The organism is Pantoea eucalypti (genome assembly GCF_009646115.1).
GTDB classification, from domain to species: Bacteria; Pseudomonadota; Gammaproteobacteria; order Enterobacterales; family Enterobacteriaceae; genus Pantoea; species Pantoea eucalypti.
Window position 1 is genome coordinate 664,091 of the sequence record NZ_CP045720.1, and the last position, 20,810, is coordinate 684,900.

Below are 20,810 nucleotides of genomic sequence, written 5' to 3' on the forward strand. Positions count from 1 at the left end.
TTATGTTGTCAGCACTGCCCGCGTTGCTACGCGACCAGGCCGAAGCGGCCGCCCGACAGCTGAAGATTCCGCTGGATTCGCTCAGCCCGGAGCAGGCAACCGGACTGGCTTTCAGCGATTTTGTGCTGGAAAACCTGCAACAACATCCCGACTGGTGGCAGACGATGCTCGACCAGCCGCCTCAGCCTGAAGAGTGGCAACACTATTCTGCATGGCTGAATCAGGCGCTGAATGCAGTCGACAGCGAAGCGAGCCTGATGCGCGAACTGCGGCTGTTTCGACGCCGTATGCTGGTACGTGTCGCCTGGATGCAGGCTCTGCAACACGCGACGACCGAACAGAGCCTGCAGCAGCTCAGCGTATTAGCTGAAGTGCTAATCAGCCGGGCACGTGACTGGGTCTATCAGGATTGCTGTCGCGATTTTGGTACACCCTGTAATGCGGAGGGTGATGCTCAGCCGTTGCTGATTCTGGGCATGGGCAAGCTGGGCGGCGGCGAACTCAACTTCTCCTCTGATATCGACCTGATTTTTGCCTGGCCGGAAAACGGCACCACACGCGGCGGACGGCGTGAGCTCGACAACGCCCAGTTCTTTACCCGCATGGGACAGCGGCTGATCAAAGTGCTGGATCAACCCACCATGGATGGCTTTGTCTATCGGGTGGATATGCGGCTCCGTCCGTTTGGCGACAGCGGCCCGCTGGTGATGAGTTTTGCCGCGCTGGAAGATTATTACCAGGAGCAGGGGCGCGACTGGGAGCGTTATGCCATGGTCAAAGCGCGGCTGATGGGCGATGACCACGATCGCTGGAGTCTGGAGCTCCAGCAGATGCTGCGGCCCTTTGTTTACCGGCGCTACATCGACTTCAGCGTGATCCAGTCTCTGCGTAACATGAAAGGGATGATCAGCCGCGAAGTTCGTCGACGTGGGCTGAAAAACAATATCAAACTGGGCGCGGGCGGCATCCGTGAAACGGAGTTTATCGTGCAGGTGTTCCAGCTGATTCGTGGCGGACGAGAGCGCTCGCTTCAGCTGCGATCGCTGTTGCCGACGCTGGAGGCGATCAAAAATCTGGCCCTGCTTCCTGCTGAGCAGGTCGATACACTTCGCGACGCTTATCTCTTCCTGCGGCGGCTGGAGAATCTGCTGCAAAGCCTGGGCGACGAGCAGACCCAAACGTTGCCAGAGGATGAACTGCATCGTGCCCGTCTGGCATGGGCGATGGATTGTGTCGACTGGGATGCTCTGATGACGCGGCTCGACGGTCAGATGGCGGCGGTACGCGCCATCTTTGACGAGCTGATTGGTGAAGATACTCCAGACATTGGCGATCAGCGTGAGCTGGCGGAGTTTCAGGTGCTGTGGCAGGACCAGCTGGAGGATAGCGAGCTGGCGCCGCTGGTCCCGCAGCTCAGCGACGAGCAGCGATTAACGCTGCATCAGACACTGGAGGCGTTTCGTCAGGATATCAATCGACGCACTATCGGTCCGCGTGGTCGTCAGGCGCTGGATCAATTGATGCCGCGACTGCTGAGCGAAGTCTGCCCGCGTGACGATGCGGCTGTCACGCTGAGTCGCCTGACACCGCTGCTGATCGGCGTGCTGACCCGCAGTACCTATCTGGAGCTGCTGACCGAATATCACGGTGCGCTGCGTCACCTGATTCGCCTGTGCGCCGCCTCACCGATGGTGGCCAGCCAGCTGGCGCGTCACCCCTTGTTGCTGGATGAATTACTCGATCCCGCCACGCTCTATCAGCCGACGGCCACCGACGCCTATCGCGATGAGCTGCGTCAGTACCTGCTGCGCATCCCCACTGAGGATGAAGAGCAGCAGCTGGAAGCTGTGCGGCAGTTTAAGCAGGCGCAACACTTGCGCATTGCTGCGGCTGACATTGCGGGCACGCTGCCCGTGATGAAAGTCAGCGACCATCTTACCTGGCTGGCAGAGGCGATTATCGAGTCGGTGGTCCGCCAGGCGTGGAATATGATGGTACAGCGCTACGGGCGTCCTTCGCATCTGAGTAATGAACATGAGCGCGGCTTTGCGGTGCTGGGCTACGGCAAGCTGGGTGGCTGGGAGCTGGGTTACAGTTCCGACCTGGATCTCGTCTTCCTGCATGACTGTCCGGCTGACGCGGTAACAGAAGGGGAGCGCAGCATTGATGGCCGTCAGTTCTATCTGCGCCTGGCCCAGCGCATCATGCATCTCTTCAGTACCCGCACTTCGTCCGGCATTCTTTATGAAGTCGATGCGCGGCTGCGTCCTTCGGGTGCGGCGGGCATGCTGGTCAGTACCTTTGAGGCCTTTGAGGAGTATCAGCGCAGTGAGGCCTGGACCTGGGAGCATCAGGCGCTGGTCCGGGCGCGCGTAGTATTTGGCGAGGCGACACTGGGTGAACGTTTTAACGTAATCCGTCAGGCGATTCTCTCACTGCCACGCGCCGCGGATGCGCTGCAAACCGAAGTACGCGAGATGCGTGAAAAGATGCGTACTCATCTCAGTAACAAACATAAAGGGCGCTGGGATATCAAAGCCGACGCGGGTGGCATTACCGATATTGAATTCATCGCCCAATATCTTGTCTTACGCTACGCCGCTGAGCAGCCTGAACTGACGCGCTGGTCTGACAATGTGCGCATTTTTGAGCTGATGGCGAAGTACCATAAAATGCCCGCAGATGAAGCGCAGGCGCTGACGCAGTCCTATGTGACGCTACGCGACGCACTGCACCATCGCGCCCTGCAGGAGTTGCCTGGTCATGTTGAACCTGAGGCGTATGCAGCGGAACGGCAGACGGTGATGAACAGCTGGCAGCGCTGGCTGGTAACCCCTGCGTCTATCCTGGCGTGATGCTGATAGCACAAATCGCAACTGTGCTATCATCCGCGCACTATTTTTAATGCAGTCTGGAGTGTCTGGAATGAAAGTGACTCTGCCCGCGTTCGGCCAAGCCTCAGTGCTGGTTGTTGGCGATGTAATGTTGGATCGTTACTGGTATGGCCCAACCAGCCGTATCTCCCCTGAAGCGCCGGTGCCGGTGGTGAAAGTGGACACGGTTGAAGAGCGCCCTGGCGGCGCGGCAAACGTAGCGATGAACATTGCAGCACTCGGTGCCGCGTCGCGCCTGATTGGCCTGACCGGTGAAGATGATGCGGCGCGCGTGTTGAGTAACACGCTGAAAGACGTCAACGTTCATTGTGACTTTGTGGCGATCAAAAGCCATCCGACGATTACCAAACTGCGCGTGCTTTCCCGCAATCAGCAGCTGATCCGTCTCGATTTTGAAGAGGGATTTGATCAGGTTGATCCGGCGCCGATTCATCAGAAAATGCGTGAGTCACTGGCAGCAGCAGGTGCACTGGTTCTGTCCGACTACGCCAAAGGCGCGCTCTCCAGCGTGCAGACCATGATTACGCTGGCGCGCGAAGCGGGCGTGCCGGTATTAATCGATCCGAAAGGCACCGATTTTGCGCGTTACCGGGGCGCGACGCTGCTGACGCCGAACCTCTCTGAATTTGAAGCCGTGGTCGGCAAATGCAAAAACGAAGAAGAGATCGTCGCGCGTGGCGCGCAGTTAATTGCAGATTTTGATCTCGCTGCGCTGCTGGTGACCCGTTCAGAAAATGGCATGACGCTGCTGCAGCCGGGCAAAGCACCGCTGCATCTGCCGACTCAGGCACAGGAAGTTTATGACGTGACCGGTGCCGGCGACACGGTGATCGGCGTGCTGGCTGCGGCGCTGGCTGCGGGTGACTCGCTGGAAGAAGCCTGTTTCCTGGCCAATGCCGCGGCGGGTGTGGTGGTGGGTAAACTGGGTACATCGACTGTCAGCACCGTCGAGCTGGAAAATGCGATTCACGCCCGCCCTGAACAGGGTTTTGGCATCATGACGGAAGCGCAGTTAAAAGCCGCCGTTGAGATGGCCCGCCGTCGTGGCGAAAAAGTGGTGATGACCAACGGCGTATTCGACATTTTGCATGCCGGCCATGTCTCCTATCTGGCAAATGCCCGCAAGCTCGGCGATCGACTGATTGTTGCGGTGAACAGTGATGCGTCAACTAAACGTCTGAAAGGCGAAAGCCGCCCGGTGAATCCACAGGAAAACCGGATGATCGTGCTGGGCGCACTGGAAGCGGTCGACTGGGTGGTGGTATTTGAAGAGGATACGCCGCAGCGTCTGATTGCCGGCATTCTGCCGGACCTGCTGGTCAAAGGTGGCGATTACAAGCCGGAAGATATCGCGGGCAGTAAAGAGGTCTGGGCAAATGGCGGCGACGTGCAGGTGCTGAACTTCGAAGACGGTATCTCTACCACCAACATTATTAAAACCATTCGCGGTAGCTGAAGCAGAGCAGTAAGCGGGAGCCGGGCTCCCGCTAAACCGCTTATTCTGGCTTATTATCCGCAGCAGGCTTCGCCACGTCGGCAGCCGGTGCCGGTGACGCCGCTGGCGAACTCGCTACGGAGGCAGAAGGGGTGACTGCTGCAGAAGTGGTGACAGGTGCCGTTGCGGTCGGTGGCGTACCGGCTGACGAACCCTGACTTTCCAGCTGGGCCAGACGTTGTTCCAGCGCCGCCAGTTTCTCACGCGTACGCAGCAATACCTGCGTCTGCACATCAAACTCTTCACGGTTGACCAGATCCATACGGGTCAGCTGCGCCTGAAGAACCTGACGAATTTTCTTCTCGACATCATCACCAAACTCACGAACACCTTTAGGCATCGCTTCGTGAACCTGACGGGCAAGTTGTTCAATTTTTTTCGTGTCGATCATGATGATTTCCTGGTTACGGGAGCTGTGTCAGCGTGTTTACCAACGTAATAAGTGTTAAGTGTAATGCCAGAAATGAAAAGGATAAACCTCAAATCGGTAACGCAGGAAATGCAAAAGCAATTGCGCTATTGATGATTGCCGCTTCAAACGATCGGCGTTATAGTTTAAAGGCTTATTCTCAGGGCGGGGCGCAATTCCCCACCGGCGGTAAATCAGCTTCGGCTGAAAGCCCGCGAGCGCTTTATCTTGATGAAAAGAGAGATAAAGGTCAGCAGATCCGGTGTAATTCCGGGGCCGACGGTTACAGTCCGGATGGGAGAGGGTAACGACTTCTGTCGGACAATTGTGTCTGCTTCACGTTATTGCCACGTCTTTTTGACGTCACTCCTAAGCACGCCCTGATTCTGGTAACCCATACATTTTAAGGTTTTTATTACCATGAATCAGACGCTACTTTCTGAATTTGGCACGCCTGAACAGCGTGTAGAACGTGCTATCGCCGCCCTGCGTGAGGGACGCGGTGTGATGGTACTCGACGATGAAAATCGTGAAAACGAAGGCGACATGATCTTCGCCGCAGAAACCATGACGGTTGAACAGATGGCGCTGACCATTCGTCACGGCAGTGGCATCGTCTGCCTCTGCCTGACCGAAGCGCGTCGCCAGCAGCTCGATCTGCCTATGATGGTGGAGAACAACACCAGCTCCTTTGGCACCGGATTCACTGTGACCATTGAAGCCGCAGAAGGCGTCACCACGGGTGTCTCCGCTCAGGATCGTATCACCACTATCCGTACAGCTATCGCCGACAATGCCAAACCTTCTGACCTGCATCGCCCGGGCCATGTCTTCCCGTTGCGCGCCAGCGAAGGCGGTGTATTAACACGTGGCGGACATACGGAAGCGACCATCGATTTAGTGACGCTGGCCGGCTTCAAGCCTGCCGGTGTCTTGTGCGAACTGACCAACGATGACGGCAGCATGGCTCATGCACCCGAAGCGATTACTTTCGCTCGCCAGCACAACATGCCAGTAGTGACTATCGAAGACCTGATTGCATGGCGTCGCACGCACGAAACGCGCCACGCCAGCTAATCGTTCTGCTGCATTTAACGGGCCCCTTTCGGGCCTGTTTCCTTTGTGCCGTCCTCAGGATGGCCCGGTTTAATTCTTCGCATTCCTTCTCTTTTATCCGATAAATATCTGAAATTCCTGCTACGTTAAATTTCATTCAAATTTCCTGATGATCTCCATCATGCTTATCAGCGTGATAAAGCGGCGAATGCGCGTATCGTAGTGGCTATCAAACAGACGATCCCGGGGATCACGAATGAGCCAGTTACGTATGCCAGCGCTGTTTTTGGGTCATGGCAGCCCAATGAATGCCCTTGAAGAGAACCGCTATACCGCCGCATGGCGTCATGCGGGTGACACTCTGCCACGTCCACGTGCGATTATTGCGGTTTCAGCGCACTGGTATACGCGCGGCACCGCCGTGACAGCAATGGCTCATCCTAAGACGATTCATGATTTTGGTGGCTTCCCGCAGGCGCTGTTTGACACACGCTATCCGGCGCCGGGATCGCCTGAACTGGCCCAGCAACTGGCAGAGCTTTTAGCGCCTGTCGACGTAAAGCTTGATCAGGAATGGGGACTGGATCATGGATCATGGGGCGTCCTCATCAGGATGTATCCCGATGCCGACATTCCGGTCGTGCAGCTAAGCATTGATGGCACTAAACCAGCGGCGTGGCACTTTGAGATGGGCCAGAAACTGGCTGCGCTGCGCGATCAGGGTGTGATGATTGTTGCCAGCGGCAACGTGGTGCATAACCTGCGTAAAGTGCGCTGGGACGGCAATAGCGAAGTCTATCCGTGGGCCAGCAGTTTTGAGCAGTTTGTCCGCGATAACCTGGCGGTGCAGAGCGATGCGGCTTCTCATCCGCTGGTCAACTTTATGGACCATCCGGGTGCGGCGCTGTCTAATCCAACACCCGAACACTATCTGCCGCTGCTGTATGTGCTGGGCGCACGTCAGCCGGATGAAACCATCAGCATTCCGATTGATGGCATGGAGATGGGTGCAATCAGCATGTTGTCGGTTCAGGTAGGTTAGGGCAAAGCTAAGAGAATACAGGCCAGAAGCTGACCTGTATTCTCGCGGCGCGTTAGCCGATAAATGCGTGCGGGTAGAAACGGGAGAGATCCTGAGTGATCAAATCGCGATCTTCACGCAGGCCAATACCCGCCGGTTGATCGTCAATCAGCCAGCTGCCGATCAGCGTATAGCTGTCGCCAAATTTAGGCAGAGGATGGAACTGCTGAACGATCATTCCCTCTTCACCGTATGGCCCATCAACGCGGGCAATCTCCTGACCATTTTCTACGATCCGGATATTGGCACCTTCACGTGAAAACAGCGGCTTCACCACATATTTGTCCATGTGCGGAACGTCATCTTCGGCGAACCAGGCGGGCAGCAGGTTAGGGTGATTCGGGAACATTTCCCACAGCAACGGCAGCAGGGCTTTGTTCGAGACGATGCTTTTCCATGCCGGTTCAAGCCAGCGTACGCCAGCATCACCCAGCTTGGTTGAGAACATCTCACGCAGCATAAACTCCCACGGATAGAGCTTGAACAGGTTACTGATCACCTGATCCTGAGCGTCAGTAAATTCCCCTTTTTCGCCCAGGCCAATTTCATCTATATAGAGAAATTCACTCGGCAGCCCCGCTTCAGTAGCGCAGTCCTGAAGATATTGCACGGTGCCACGATCTTCGTCGGTGTCGCGGCAGCAGGCGAAGTGCAGCCAGTTAAAGCCGTGCTGCTGATGTAATGCGGCAAAACGTTCAATCAGCTTTTCCTGCAGGCTATTAAACTGGTCACTGCCTGCCGGGAGCTGACCTGCGTTGAGCTGGTCTTCCAGCCACAGCCACTGGAAAAATGCCGCTTCATACAGTGAGGTCGGCGTATCGGCATTGTTCTCCAGCAGCTTCACATCGCCTTTGCCATCCCAGGCAAGATCAAGGCGTGAGTAAAGCGACGGCTGACGCTGATGCCATGAATCGCGCACGAAGTCCCAGGTGTGTTTTGGAATGCGGAATTTGGTCAGCAGCGCTTCGCTGTTTACGACCTTATCCACGACCTGCAGGCACATCTGATGCAGTTCTGCAGTGACATCTTCCAGATGCTCGATTTGCGCCAGCGTGAACTGGTAATAAGCACCTTCACACCAGTAGGGTTCGCCATGCATGGTATGAAAACGAAAACCGAACTCGGTGGCTTTTTCACGCCAGCCTGGGCGTTCTGAAATGGCAATGCGTTCCATCGGGGCGTTAGCCTCCCATTGAGCGGCTGGATGTACCGCTGGCGCTGCTTCGCTGCATGCTGTTCTGTTTCGCGACGGTTTCACCAAAGCCACCACGGGTAATGGTGGAGGTCGTTGCCGGTTTTGGTGCCAGCGCCGTTTTAGGCACGGTCATGGTTTTGCCGGAAGTGGCAGCACCATAGTTACGGCCGGAGGCATCAACAAACTGGCCGTTTGCCGGGCTGCGGGCATTTTTCGGTGAGAATAGCGGTTGCTGCGCAAAGCCCGAACCACCGCCCATCATGCGGCCCATCATGTAACCGGCCATTAGTGGCATCCAGAAGCTGCCGCCACTCTGCTGCGATTCAGCATTGGTGGTGCCAACGCCCGCCTGAGCCGGTGTCTGCTGACACTGATTTTCACCAAATTCAGCGACACAATCTTCACGCGTGGCATATTTTGGCGCAGTACGTTCAGCCTCTTTTTTAGCCTCATTGAATGCGGTAGTACACTGCGCACTCTGGCCCGGATTGGCTTTCGAACAGTCATCCGCATTCTGGTACATCGAAACCGTTTCATCGTTCTGTTCGCAGCCAGCCAGCATAAATACGGCTGAAACGGCGATAGCAACGGGCGTCAAGTGGCGTGCCTGCCAGCTTTTACGAAAAGCGGCATAGCGAATAGATTTTGTGCGTTTCATTATGATTATCCTGTGCCCAAAGGTAGCGCATAGAATAGGGGAAGGGGGGGTAAAATTGAAGCTGGAGGCCTGATACAACAGGGATCTTTACTTAGTTATACGTTCAACAGAGAGACGGGCCGCAAAGCAGCCCGTCCACTGATTATTGACCGAAAGGATTACCGCTGCTGTGGCGAGCCGCAGGACGCGCTGCCTCAGACGAGCCAGTTGCCACCGGACCGCTATCCACACGAGCGGTCTGCTGGGCATTTTCCGGCGCCACCGTTTCCGGGGAAGTCGGGATCTCTTTACCCAGCTGGCTGTTCAGTTTCTGCAGGCTCTGCTCGTTGAGCGTACCCAGTGCATAGCTGATATTCAGCTGGTTAATCAGGTAGCTATAACGCGCATCAGAGAGCTGCTGCTTAGCGTTATAGAGCACGGTCGTTGCATCCAGCACATCGACGATGGTACGTGTACCCACCTGATAGCCCGCTTCGGACGCATCCAGTGAGCTTTGCGCAGAGACGACTGCCTGTTTGTAGGCGTTGATGCTGCTGATAGACGCATTCACGTTGTTAAACGAGGAGCGTACCGTCTGTACTGCTGTGCGGTGAGCGCTTTCCAGCTGTTCGCTGGCGCTGACAAAATTGTATTGCGCCTGTTTCACCTGAGAGGTAACGCTGCCGCCGCTATACAGTGGCAGTGAGAAACTCAGGCCAACCTGGTTTGAACCGGTAATTGAATCGGTAGAACCCTGGCTCTGGTTTGCACGGCTGCCGCCATATTTGCTGTTTGACATGCCGGTGGAGGCAGTCAGATCCAGCGTCGGCATATGGCCGGTTTCCGCTGAGCGAATCTGCTCACGCGCCAGATCCTGATTCAGACGCGCAGAGAGCAGTGACAGGTTACGGCTTTCAGCCTGCTTAAGCAGCGCACTCACCGCTTCGGGCTTATCGGTTCTGAAACGATCAATGCTCAGCGAAGCCAGCGACATATAGTCCATGCCGGTAATCTGACGCAGCGTTTCTACGTTGTTATCAAGATTGTTACGCGCGGTCACTTCATTGGCCAGCACGCTGTCATACTGCGCACGGGCGTTCTGAACATCAGTGATGGCAACCAGGCCAACGTTAAAACGCTGGGTGGTCTGATCCAGCTCGCGGTAGATAGACTGTTTCTGCGCTTCAGTGTAAGAAAGGGTATCAATCGCTTTCAGCACGTTGAAGTAGGCCGTTGCGGTGTTCAGAATCAGATCCTGCTGCGCCACCTGATAGGTCACATCCTGAATACCGGCGGTCTTTTCCTGCAGAGTCAGCGCGCGCCATTTCGACATGTCGAAAATAGTCTGGGTTAAATTCAGAGAGCCGCTGGTCGTGTTGGAATGAAGACCACTACTGTCGCGATAACCGTTATTATAGGCGTAGTCTGCACCCAGTCCGAGCTGAGGTAATAATGGGCTACGCGCTTCGTTGATTTTCTCAAAAGCAGAATCACGATCGGCAGCGGCGCTGCGCAGATCCGGGTTGCTCAGACGTGCTTGCTGGTAAACCTGAAGCAGGTCTTCGGCCTGGCTGGCGAAGCTGAAACCGCCCAGGCTAAGCCCAATAAAAAATGGGAGCAGTTTTTTCATTTGCATTCCTTTTGTTGCAGCAAATTGCAGTGGGTGCGCTGCCGGGTAAGCCAAAAAATTATCGCCGATTCTAGCAGAGGGCAACTGTGAGATAAGTTGGCTGAAAGTGCCTTCTATCTCTAATCTACGTAAATATTTCAGAAAGAACTACTTACATGGAGCACGGTTACAGGCTTTTTTCGCTCCACCCCAATCTGCACAAGGAACCTGATGATGCCGGAAGAAAAAAAATCCCCTGTGACTTTCACAAAAAACGATGTAGAAATTATTGCACGAGAAACACTCTACAAAGGTTTTTTTTCCGTTGAGCGATACCGCTTCCGCCACCGCCAGTTTAATGGCGAAATGAGTGGAGAAGTGCAACGCGAAGTTTTTGAGCGCGGACATGCTGCCGTGCTGCTACCTTATGATCCCTTACGCGATGAAGTGGTGCTGATTGAACAGATCCGCATCCCGGCTTATGACAGCAGTGCTTCACCCTGGCTGCTGGAGATGGTCGCCGGTATTATCGAGCCCGGTGAATCGGTCGAGCAGGTTGTGCGCCGTGAAGCCGTTGAAGAAGCAGGATTGGACGTCGGTCGGGTTAAGCCCATGCTTAGCTATCTGGCCAGCCCTGGCGGCACCAGCGAACGTTTATCGGTGCTGATTGGGGAAGTGGATGCCAGCCAGGCAGAGGGATGCCATGGTCTGGAGGAAGAGAATGAGGATATTCTTGTCCATGTGGTGAGCCGCGAACAGGCGTACCGCTGGGTGGAAGAGGGGATAATTGATAATGCGGCGTCTGTCATCGCCTTGCAATGGCTGGCGTTGCACCATGAAAAACTACGCGAAGAGTGGATACAAAAATGAAACAGCGCTATACCCCTGACTTTCCCGAAATGATGCGGCTCTGCGAAACCAATTTCGCCCAGTTACGCCGCCTGCTGCCGCGTAACGATGAGGCGGGAGAATCGGTGATCTATCAGGTGAGTGGCGCCCGTTATCAACTGACGATTCAGGAGTCGACACGCTACACCACGCTGGTGGAGATCCGCCAGGTCGCACCTGCCGTGAGTTACTGGAGTCTGCCCTCGATGTCGGTCAGGCTCTATCACGATGCGATGGTCGCCGAAGTGTGTTCAACTCAACAGATCTATCGGTTCAAAGCGCGCTATGATTATCCTAATAAAAAATTGCATCAGCGCGATGAAAAACATCAGATAAACCAGTTTCTCGCAGACTGGCTGCGTTACTGCCTGGCACATGGCGCGATGGCGGTTCCGGTCTGCTGATGCGTATAATGCAGTAAATGGCGTGGAGACGAAGGAAACGCTTTGGATAGCCTGCTAACTCTTCCTGCAGCGAACGGTTCCGAAATCAGGATTTTGCAAATCACGGATACCCACCTGTTCGCGGGAAAACATGAATCGCTGCTTGGGGTGAACACCTGGTCGAGCTACGACGCCGTGCTGGATGCGATTATTGCGCAACATCGCGACTATGACCTGATCATCGCCACGGGCGATCTCGCCCAGGATCACTCTATCGAAGCCTATCAGCATTTTGCTGAGGGCATCTCTCGCTTGCCGCGGCCCTGCGTCTGGCTACCCGGTAATCACGATTTTCAGCCCGCAATGGTGGATACACTGGCGGCAGCGCACATCAATGCCCATAAGCAGGTGCTGGTGGGTGAGCAGTGGCAGATTGTGTTGCTCGACAGCCAGGTCTACGGTGTTCCGCATGGAATGCTGAGCGACTATCAGCTGGAGTGGCTCGACAACGCGCTGGCCCGCTTTCCGCAACGGCATACGCTGGTTATGCTGCATCACCATCCGCTGGCCTCTGGCTGCACCTGGCTCGATCAGCACAGCCTGCGCAATTCGCATCAGCTTGATGCCGTGTTACAGCGCTATCCGTTAGCCCGGACGCTGGTCTGTGGCCATATTCACCAGGAGCTGGATATGGAATGGCATGGCCGTCGGGTGCTGGCGACGCCCTCTACCTGTGTCCAGTTCAAACCGCACTGTACCAGTTTTGCGATTGACACCGTGGCTCCCGGCTGGCGCTGGTTTACACTGCATCCGGATGGCGGCCTTGAGACCGAAGTGAACCGGCTTGACACCGACGCTTTTCGTCCCGATTTAGACTCCGAAGGATACTGACGCGTGGCAGCACTGCTCTATCTGCACGGTTTTAACAGTTCGCCGCAGTCCGCGAAGGCGACTCAGTTCCGGCAATGGTTAGCGATGCAGCACCCGGAGATCGACATGATCGTGCCACAGCTGCCGACCTTTCCCGCTGATGCGGCGGCAGTGCTGGAAGACCTGGTGCTGAGCCGCAGTGGCGAAACCCTGGGCGTGGTAGGATCGTCGCTGGGCGGTTATTACGCTACCTGGCTGTCCCAATGTTTTATGCTGCCGGCTGTTGTCGTCAATCCCGCAGTACGCCCTTTTGAACTGCTGGTGGATTTCCTTGGCGAAAATCAGAATCCCTACACGGGCCAGCAATATGTGTTAGAGTCACGCCACATTTACGATCTCAAAGTAATGCAGATTGAACCGCTGGAAGCGCCCGATTTACTCTGGCTGCTGCAACAGACCGGCGATGAAGTTCTCGATTACCGACAGGCACTCGACTATTACAGCGCGTGCCGTCACACGGTAGAAGAGGGCGGAAATCATGCATTTACTGGATTCGAGCGCCATTTCCCGCAGATTCTGGACTTTCTTGGTCTGAATCATCCCTGAGTAATGCGGAAATCGCACCAATTTCACCCTTCTAATCAGACATTTACGATGAGTCAATCAAACTATAACGCGGATGCCATTGAGGTCCTGACTGGCCTTGAGCCTGTTCGCCGTCGTCCGGGCATGTATACCGATACGACGCGGCCCAACCATTTGGGTCAGGAAGTGATTGATAACAGCGTCGATGAGGCGCTGGGCGGCCACGCGAAGCGGGTTGAAGTGATTCTGCACGCTGACCAGTCGCTGGAAGTTATTGATGATGGGCGCGGCATGCCGGTGGATATTCACCCGGAAGAGGGCGTACCTGCTGTCGAGCTGATCCTGTGTCGTCTGCATGCGGGCGGCAAGTTCTCCAATAAAAACTATCAGTTCTCGGGCGGTCTGCACGGCGTCGGCATTTCTGTGGTTAACGCCCTGTCAAAACGCGTCGAAGTCACGGTGCGCCGTAATGGCGAAATCTATGACATGGCGTTTGAAAATGGTGACAAAGTTCAGGATCTCACGGTTACCGGCACGGTGGCGAAACGCAACACTGGTACGCGCGTCCATTTCTGGCCTGATGAAAGCTTCTTCGACAGCCCACGCTTCTCGGTATCACGCTTATCCCATCTGCTGAAAGCCAAAGCGGTGCTCTGTCCTGGCGTTGAGATTGTCTTTAAAGACAAACTGAACAATACCGAACAGACCTGGTGCTACGAAGATGGCCTGACGGACTACCTGTGCGAAGCGGTGAATGGCTTACCGACGCTGCCGGAAAAACCCTTTGTCGGCAGTTTTGCCGGCGATGTGGAGGCGGTGGACTGGGCGCTGTTATGGCTGCCGGAAGGCGGTGAACTGTTAACCGAAAGCTACGTTAACCTCATCCCGACGATGCAGGGCGGGACACACGTTAACGGTCTGCGTCAGGGACTGCTGGATGCGATGCGCGAGTTCTGCGAATACCGCAATATCCTGCCGCGTGGCGTCAAACTCTCAGCGGAAGATATCTGGGATCGCTGTGCCTATGTGCTGTCGGTCAAAATGCAGGATCCTCAGTTTGCCGGGCAGACCAAAGAGCGTCTCTCTTCACGTCAGTGCGCAGCCTTTGTCTCTGGCGTCGTCAAAGATGCCTTCAGCCTGTGGCTGAACCAGAACATTCAGACGGCAGAACAGCTGGCTGAGCTGGCGATCTCCAGCGCCCAGCGGCGTATGCGGGCAGCCAAAAAAGTGGTGCGTAAAAAGCTCACCAGCGGTCCGGCGCTGCCGGGCAAACTGGCGGACTGCACCGCGCAGGATCTGAATAAAACGGAATTGTTCCTTGTCGAAGGGGATTCGGCAGGCGGATCGGCCAAGCAGGCGCGCGATCGTGAATATCAGGCGATCATGCCGCTCAAGGGCAAGATCCTGAATACCTGGGAAGTCTCGTCCGATGAGGTGCTGGCATCGCAGGAAGTCCATGATATTTCTGTGGCGATCGGCATTGATCCTGACAGCGAAGATCTTTCGCAGCTGCGTTACGGCAAAATCTGCATTCTGGCGGATGCGGACTCAGATGGTCTGCATATTGCCACGCTACTCTGTGCGCTGTTCGTCAAACATTTCCGCTCACTGGTCAGCAATGGTCACGTCTATGTGGCCATGCCGCCGCTTTACCGTATTGATCTCGGTAAAGAGGTCTACTATGCGCTGGATGAAGATGAGAAAGAGGGCGTGCTGGAGCAGCTGAAACGCAAAAAGGGTAAACCTAACGTTCAGCGCTTTAAAGGGTTGGGTGAGATGAACCCACTGCAGTTGCGTGAAACCACGCTGGATCCGAATACCCGCCGCCTGGTACAGCTGACTATCAGCGAAGAGGATGTCGATCAGACGATACGCATGATGGATATGCTGCTGGCGAAAAAACGTTCCGAAGACCGGCGCAACTGGTTGCAGGAAAAAGGCGACACGGCCGATATCGACGTGTAAAAGACAGGACGCGAAAGCGTCCTGTTTTGTTTATGCTTGCACCTGTACACCTTCATCGAACCTGGCTGATTTAGAGAGCAGAGACAGCAATCTTGTGAAAATTACCCTGGAAGAGCTACGTGCCTGGGTAGCGGTGGTAGACAGTGGTTCCATTACTGCGGCGGCATCCCAGCTGGCGCAGACCAGTTCAGGCATCAGCCGGGCACTCTCCCGGCTGGAGAGCAAGCTGCATACCACGCTGTTGCATCGCACTACCCGACGGCTGGCGCTGACCGAAGAGGGTCAGGTTTTTCTGGAGCATGCGCGCCAGATCCTGGCCTCCGTTGAGCAGGCCGAAGAGCAGATTGCCCTGCGGCGCGAGATGCCGTCAGGACGGCTTCGGGTGAACGCTGCAACACCCTTCATGCTGCATGTGATTGTGCCGCTGGTAGACGATTTCCGCGCCCGTTATCCGCTGATCCAGCTTGAGCTGAATACCGACGATATTATGATCGATTTGCTTGAGCAGCAGACGGACATTGCTATTCGTATCGGTGAACTGCGTGACTCTACATTACATGCACGGCTGCTCGGCAGCAGTGCGATTCAGCTGATGGCCAGTCCGGCCTATCTGGCAAAAGCGGGCACGCCACAAAGCGTGGCCGATCTCGCACAGCATCAAAAAATCGGCTTTAGTCATCCTGAATCCCTCAACGTCTGGCCGGTCCTGCAGCCTGATGGTGATTTCATGCGTATTAAGCCGACTATCTCAGCTTCCAGTGGCGAAACCATCCGGCAGCTGGCGCTGGCGGGACAGGGCATTGCGCGTATCTCCGACTTTTTCAGCCGGGAAGATTGCGCCACTGGCCGGTTGGTGCCTGTACTCTCCGCGGAAACCCGCGATCTGCGCCTGCCGGTGCATGCGGTTTATTACCGAAACACCACGCTCTCTTCGCGCATCGGCTGCTTTCTGGATTTTCTTCGCAGTGAGATTGATCGGCGGCAACTGCTGTAAGCCGGTCTGCCAGAAACAAAAAAACCTCTGTCGCAGGACAGAGGTTCAGATAGATGACAATTACGCATTCGGGCACATCTGACCGCAATGCATTCGCTCAGCGCGCAGGGGCCAGGGTCAGAGGAGGAAAACGTCCCGCGGCCTGGGACAAAAACGCCGGGAGCGTTTTTGAACAACGCAACGCGTTGGCCCGGTAACGGGCGCACCTCAGGGATGAGGTGCGTAATCGCGCGGGCCGGGCATGTCATGGATGACGGCTTTTGCGTTTTTCCGATCTGACCCTGATCCCTGTGCCAGCTCGATCTCACAGCGACGGTGGCCGGAATTTATCCCCAGCCTTAACCCCAGCTACACAACCGCAGTAAAGCCTTCAGCACTAATCAGGCGCTGGGTTCCAGCACCAGAATCTTCACATCCACCACATCATCTTTAATGATGCTGCGATGCGCATCCATGTGCGGCATCTGCTGATGCTGCTCAAGATGGCGCAGGCTTTCCCACTGCTCTAACATGAAAATGGAGTCCGGCGAGTTCTGCTTCCACGGCACCTGCGCCTGATGGTCCAGCAACGCGTCATACTGATGGCAGCCATCTTCTTCTAACACCAGCGGGATCAGCTTTTTCACCGCATCCAGCACGGCCTGACGGCGACCGGGTTTAACACAAATTTCAGCAACGACGGTTAACATTCGTGAATTCCTCTTTCGTGGGAAAATAGGGGTAGCCCCTCATCATCTTACGCAAAAACGCGGCTAAGATGGGTCCGATAAGCGGCAATATCACGCGGCACGTCCGGTGCTTTAATCACGTCATTGCAGATAAAGGTCGGCAGCGCTTCCATTCCCAGGAACTGGTTGGCTTTGTGGAAGTGCAGATAGAGACCATCGACGCCAACACCTTCAAAGAACTGCTCCGGGTCAGTAAAAGCCTGTAGCGGCGCATTCCACGTCAGTGACAGCATATATTTTTTGCCCTGCAGCAGACCGCCGGAACCGTACTTCTTCGCCGCATCAGAACGGGTTCGGCCATCGCTGGCGTAGAGCGAGCCGTGACCTTCGGTAAAGACCTCATCAATGTAACGCTTCACGGTCCAGGGTTCGCCCATCCACCAGCCCGGCATCTGATAAATCACGACATCGCTGTCGACATATTTCTGCACTTCATCGGCAATCACGTAGTTGCTGTCGGCCACGGTCACTGACACTTCATGGCCCATATCACGCAGCTGACTGGCTGCAACATCGGTCAGGGTGTGGTTCAGTTCACCTTTAGAGTGGGCAAACGTTTTGCCGCCATCAATAATTAAAATCTTGCTCATGCACAGGTTGCCTCGTTTTCTGAATATGTCGCCTAGCTTACACGTGCGCCATTCCCGGAAAAATGGGAGGTAGATCACAACACTTTTGCTGTGGCAGCAACAATACGCCGGTTTATGGCACCATCGTTGGGCAAACTCACTATGAAAACAGTCAAGAAAACATCAAAATGAAAAAAATCGTTTTCTCTTTACTGCTGGCCAGCAGTGCGGTCCAGGCACAATCTCATCTCGACACCATTCTCAGTTCTAAAACGCTCAGGGTCTGCACCACCGGGGATTACAAGCCTTACAGCTTTCTTCGCCCGGATGGTCAGTATGAAGGGCTGGATATCAGCATGGCGAACGCACTGGCGATGTCGCTCGGCGCGAAAGTGGAGTGGGTACCGACCACCTGGAAAACCCTGATGCCTGACTTTCTGGCAAAACAGTGTGATATCGCCGTCGGCGGCGTCTCCGTCACGCTGAAACGTCAGCAGACCGCCTGGTTCGCCCGGCCGCTGGATGTGGATGGCAAAATCCCGCTGGTGCGCTGCACAGATAAAGATCGCTTCCAGACCCTTGAACAGCTCAACCGGCCTGAGGTGCGGCTGATTGAACCGGCGGGCGGCACCAACGAAGCCTTTGTACACAGCCACCTGCCGAAAGCCTCACTGACGCTGTTCCACGATAACGTCACCATCTTCCAGCAACTGGTGGATAAAAAGGCGGATGTGATGATTACCGATGCCTCTGAAGCGCGTTTTCAGCAGCAGCATTACCCGACGCTCTGTGCGATCAATCCCGACAAACCGCTACAGTATGGCGAGAAGGCTTATATGATTCCGCGTGACGATATCAGCTGGAAGCTCTATGTCGACCAGTGGGTGCATCTCAGCACCGCCACCGGCGAATATCGTGATATTGCCCGCCAGTGGATGGGCGCAAAGCCCTGACGCACTCGCGCTGAGAGTCCATGCACCTGGCGCGAGAATCAGGTACTTCCGGCGACTGAAATCGCGCTGAGTGACGCCTGCTGTCCCGCGCTTCCCCTGTGACTAACACTGGCGAATAAGGTACTATCCTCGCCAAACCACCGCCGGGTGTCCCGCCGTTGTGGGCCACGATGTGAGGATGAGAAATTCATGAGTGAACTGACGCAGGATGGTGCAGAGCGTCTTGCCCTGCATACCTTTACCGAGGATGCGTATTTAAAATATTCGATGTACGTCATCATGGACCGCGCGTTGCCTTATATCGGTGACGGGCTGAAGCCTGTACAGCGACGCATTATCTACGCCATGTCGGAACTGGGTCTCAATGCCAGCGCCAAATTTAAAAAATCCGCGCGCACCGTGGGTGATGTGCTGGGTAAATACCATCCGCATGGCGACAGCGCCTGTTATGAAGCGATGGTATTAATGGCGCAGCCGTTCTCTTACCGTTATACGCTGGTCGATGGACAGGGTAACTGGGGTGCACCGGATGATCCCAAGTCGTTTGCAGCCATGCGTTACACCGAATCACGCCTGTCAAAATATGCCGAGCTGCTGTTAGGTGAGCTAGGCCAGGGAACGGTGGAATTTCAGCCGAACTTTGACGGCACGCTGCAGGAGCCAAAAATTCTGCCGGCGCGTCTGCCTAATATCCTGCTCAATGGCACTACCGGCATTGCCGTCGGTATGGCGACCGATATTCCGCCGCATAATCTGCGCGAAGTCGCTCAGGCCGCCATTGCGCTGATTGACGCACCAAAAACGACGCTGGAAGCGCTGCTGGATATCGTTCAGGGACCGGATTACCCGACCGAGGCGGAGATCATTACGCCGCGTGACGAGATCCGTAAAATGTATCAGACCGGTCGCGGCTCTATTCGCCAGCGTGCGGTATGGAAAAAGGAAGAGGGTGAGGCGGTCATTACCGCGCTGCCGCATCAGGTCTCCGGCGCACGCGTGCTGGAACAGATTGCTAACCAGATGCGCAATAAAAAGCTGCCAATGGTTGAGGATCTGCGTGATGAGTCTGACCATGAGAACCCGACCCGTCTGGTGATCGTGCCACGCTCCAATCGTGTCGATCTCGATCAGATAATGAACCATCTGTTCGCCACCACCGATCTTGAGAAAAGCTACCGCGTTAACCTCAACATGATCGGGCTGGATAACCGCCCGGCGGTGAAAAACCTGCATGAGATCCTGACCGAGTGGCTGGTGTTCCGCCGCGACACGGTCAAGCGTCGTCTTAATTACCGACTGGATCGCGTGCTGCGCCGCCTGCATATCCTGGAAGGATTGCTGGTTGCGTTCCTGAACATTGATGAAGTCATCGACATCATCCGTACTGAGGATGAGCCGAAGCCGGTTCTGATGTCACGTTTTGGCATCAGCGAAACCCAGGCCGAATCGATCCTCGAACTGAAGTTGCGTCACCTGGCGAAGCTCGAAGAGGTGAAGATCCGTGCCGAGCAGGCGGATCTGGAAAAAGAGCGCGATCAGCTGCAGGCCACGCTGGCCTCTGAACGCAAGATGAACACCCTGCTGAAAAAAGAGTTACAGGCTGATAGCGCCAGTTACGGCGACGATCGCCGTTCACCACTGCGTGAGCGTGAAGAAGCCAAAGCGCTGAGCGAAACCGAGCTGGTGCCGTCTGAACCGGTCACCATTGTGCTGTCGCAGATGGGCTGGGTGCGCAGCGCCAAAGGTCACGATATCGATCCGGCCGGACTGAGCTACAAAGCGGGCGACAGCTATCTGGCTGCGGCACGCGGCAAGAGCAATCAGCCGGTGGCCTTTATCGACTCCACCGGCCGCAGCTACACGCTGGATCCGACATCACTGCCTTCCGCGCGCGGTCAGGGCGAGCCGCTGACCGGCAAGCTGACGCCACCGCCGGGTGCCGTCGTTGAACAGGTGCTGATGGAGCCGGATGACCAGCGTCTGCTGATGGCTTCTGATGCAGGCTACGGCTTTATCTGTACTTTCAGCGATCTGATATCACGTAACCGCGCCGGTAAAGCGCTGCTGACGCTGCCGGAAAATGCCCGCGTGATGACGCCGATGGCCGTCCATCATGAAGATGACATGCTACTGGCGATTACACAGGCGGGACGGATGCTGATGTTCCCGGTTGGCGAACTGCCGCAAATGTCGAAAGGCAAGGGCAATAAAATCATCTCGATTCCGTCAGCGGAAGCGGCTGCCGGTCAGGATAAACTGGCCTGGCTGATGATTCTGCCGCCGGGCAGCGCTATCACGCTGCATGTGGGCAAGCGTAAAATGCTGCTGCGCAGTGAAGAACTCCAGAAATTCCGCGCCGATCGCGGACGTCGCGGCACGCTGTTACCGCGCGGCCTGCAAAAAATTGATCGTGTTGAACTGGATGCGCCTGCGCGTCCGGCGAGCCCGGATAGCGAAGCGTAAACTACCCGGCTGACCCTGCGTCAGCCGTGGCTCAAT

18 protein-coding genes and 1 riboswitch are annotated in these 20,810 nt (G+C 55.7%); of the genes, 12 read left to right on the forward strand and 6 right to left on the reverse strand.

Features of this window, described 5'->3' with window-relative positions; genetic code table 11:
- Positions 1-2 precede the first annotated feature (2 nt).
- Both glnE and hldE read left to right on the forward strand, forming a co-directional pair.
- A complete protein-coding gene (gene glnE / locus EE896_RS03190) occupies positions 3-2,855 on the forward strand; it encodes a bifunctional [glutamate--ammonia ligase]-adenylyl-L-tyrosine phosphorylase/[glutamate--ammonia-ligase] adenylyltransferase (protein WP_140916613.1) in 2,853 nt (950 codons plus the stop codon).
- A 70-nt stretch (positions 2,856-2,925) separates the two neighbouring features.
- The gene (gene hldE / locus EE896_RS03195) at positions 2,926-4,350 is read left to right on the forward strand and encodes a bifunctional D-glycero-beta-D-manno-heptose-7-phosphate kinase/D-glycero-beta-D-manno-heptose 1-phosphate adenylyltransferase HldE (protein ID WP_003848444.1); all 1,425 of its coding nucleotides are present in this window, start codon (positions 2,926-2,928) and stop codon (positions 4,348-4,350) included.
- 40 nt (positions 4,351-4,390) lie between these two features.
- Here the strand turns inward: hldE and ubiK are convergent, their stop codons facing one another.
- On the reverse strand, positions 4,391-4,780 hold the full coding sequence (gene ubiK, locus EE896_RS03200; RefSeq protein ID WP_003848446.1) for a ubiquinone biosynthesis accessory factor UbiK: 390 nt from the start codon (positions 4,778-4,780) through the stop codon (positions 4,391-4,393).
- Positions 4,781-4,950: 170 nt separating this feature from the next.
- Positions 4,951-5,108: riboswitch (FMN riboswitch) on the forward strand.
- Positions 5,109-5,218: 110 nt separating this feature from the next.
- On the opposite strand from ubiK, the gene ribB reads away from it, so the two are divergent.
- A complete protein-coding gene (ribB, locus tag EE896_RS03205; RefSeq protein ID WP_003848447.1) occupies positions 5,219-5,875 on the forward strand; it encodes a 3,4-dihydroxy-2-butanone-4-phosphate synthase in 657 nt (218 codons plus the stop codon).
- Between the two features lie 235 nt (positions 5,876-6,110).
- Complete coding sequence (ygiD, locus tag EE896_RS03210; RefSeq protein ID WP_003848449.1) at positions 6,111-6,896, forward strand: 4,5-DOPA-extradiol-dioxygenase; 786 nt, start codon at positions 6,111-6,113, stop codon at positions 6,894-6,896.
- Between the two features lie 52 nt (positions 6,897-6,948).
- Here the strand turns inward: ygiD and EE896_RS03215 are convergent, their stop codons facing one another.
- From EE896_RS03215 to tolC, 3 genes are all read right to left on the reverse strand, one after another.
- Positions 6,949-8,109, reverse strand: coding sequence for a glutathionylspermidine synthase family protein (locus tag EE896_RS03215; RefSeq protein ID WP_140916614.1), 1,161 nt, complete (start codon positions 8,107-8,109; stop codon positions 6,949-6,951).
- 7 nt (positions 8,110-8,116) lie between these two features.
- Positions 8,117-8,788 (reverse strand): DUF1190 family protein, encoded by a 672-nt coding sequence (locus tag EE896_RS03220; RefSeq protein ID WP_003848451.1) that lies wholly within the window; start codon positions 8,786-8,788, stop codon positions 8,117-8,119.
- A 142-nt stretch (positions 8,789-8,930) separates the two neighbouring features.
- Positions 8,931-10,397: an outer membrane channel protein TolC gene (gene tolC / locus EE896_RS03225; protein ID WP_003848452.1), complete on the reverse strand. Its 1,467-nt coding sequence runs from the start codon at positions 10,395-10,397 to the stop codon at positions 8,931-8,933.
- Between the two features lie 213 nt (positions 10,398-10,610).
- On the opposite strand from tolC, the gene nudF reads away from it, so the two are divergent.
- From nudF to EE896_RS03255, 6 genes are all read left to right on the forward strand, one after another.
- Positions 10,611-11,246, forward strand: coding sequence for an ADP-ribose diphosphatase (nudF, locus tag EE896_RS03230; RefSeq protein ID WP_033761442.1), 636 nt, complete (start codon positions 10,611-10,613; stop codon positions 11,244-11,246).
- Positions 11,243-11,668, forward strand: a complete 426-nt coding sequence (locus tag EE896_RS03235) for a DUF1249 family protein (protein ID WP_008925735.1) — start codon at positions 11,243-11,245, stop codon at positions 11,666-11,668. Before nudF ends, EE896_RS03235 begins: the two co-directional genes overlap by 4 nt.
- A gap of 42 nt (positions 11,669-11,710) precedes the next feature.
- Positions 11,711-12,538, forward strand: a complete 828-nt coding sequence (gene cpdA, locus EE896_RS03240) for a 3',5'-cyclic-AMP phosphodiesterase (RefSeq protein WP_003848455.1) — start codon at positions 11,711-11,713, stop codon at positions 12,536-12,538.
- A 3-nt stretch (positions 12,539-12,541) separates the two neighbouring features.
- The gene (yqiA, locus tag EE896_RS03245) at positions 12,542-13,123 is read left to right on the forward strand and encodes an esterase YqiA (protein WP_003848456.1); all 582 of its coding nucleotides are present in this window, start codon (positions 12,542-12,544) and stop codon (positions 13,121-13,123) included.
- A gap of 48 nt (positions 13,124-13,171) precedes the next feature.
- Positions 13,172-15,067, forward strand: a complete 1,896-nt coding sequence (parE, locus tag EE896_RS03250) for a DNA topoisomerase IV subunit B (RefSeq protein WP_003848457.1) — start codon at positions 13,172-13,174, stop codon at positions 15,065-15,067.
- Between the two features lie 94 nt (positions 15,068-15,161).
- Positions 15,162-16,061, forward strand: a complete 900-nt coding sequence (locus EE896_RS03255; protein WP_140916615.1) for a LysR substrate-binding domain-containing protein — start codon at positions 15,162-15,164, stop codon at positions 16,059-16,061.
- 380 nt (positions 16,062-16,441) lie between these two features.
- Here EE896_RS03255 and EE896_RS03260 read toward each other — a convergent pair whose 3' ends face one another.
- Positions 16,442-16,750, reverse strand: coding sequence for a putative quinol monooxygenase (locus EE896_RS03260; protein ID WP_003848459.1), 309 nt, complete (start codon positions 16,748-16,750; stop codon positions 16,442-16,444).
- A gap of 47 nt (positions 16,751-16,797) precedes the next feature.
- Positions 16,798-17,379 carry an NAD(P)H-dependent oxidoreductase gene (locus EE896_RS03265; protein ID WP_003848461.1) on the reverse strand — a complete coding sequence of 194 codons (582 nt, stop codon included), beginning with the start codon at positions 17,377-17,379 and terminating at the stop codon, positions 16,798-16,800.
- A 167-nt stretch (positions 17,380-17,546) separates the two neighbouring features.
- On the opposite strand from EE896_RS03265, the gene EE896_RS03270 reads away from it, so the two are divergent.
- Complete coding sequence (locus tag EE896_RS03270; protein ID WP_052250633.1) at positions 17,547-18,311, forward strand: transporter substrate-binding domain-containing protein; 765 nt, start codon at positions 17,547-17,549, stop codon at positions 18,309-18,311.
- 189 nt (positions 18,312-18,500) lie between these two features.
- Complete coding sequence (parC, locus tag EE896_RS03275; protein WP_140916616.1) at positions 18,501-20,774, forward strand: DNA topoisomerase IV subunit A; 2,274 nt, start codon at positions 18,501-18,503, stop codon at positions 20,772-20,774.
- The last annotated feature ends 36 nt before the right edge of the window (positions 20,775-20,810 follow it).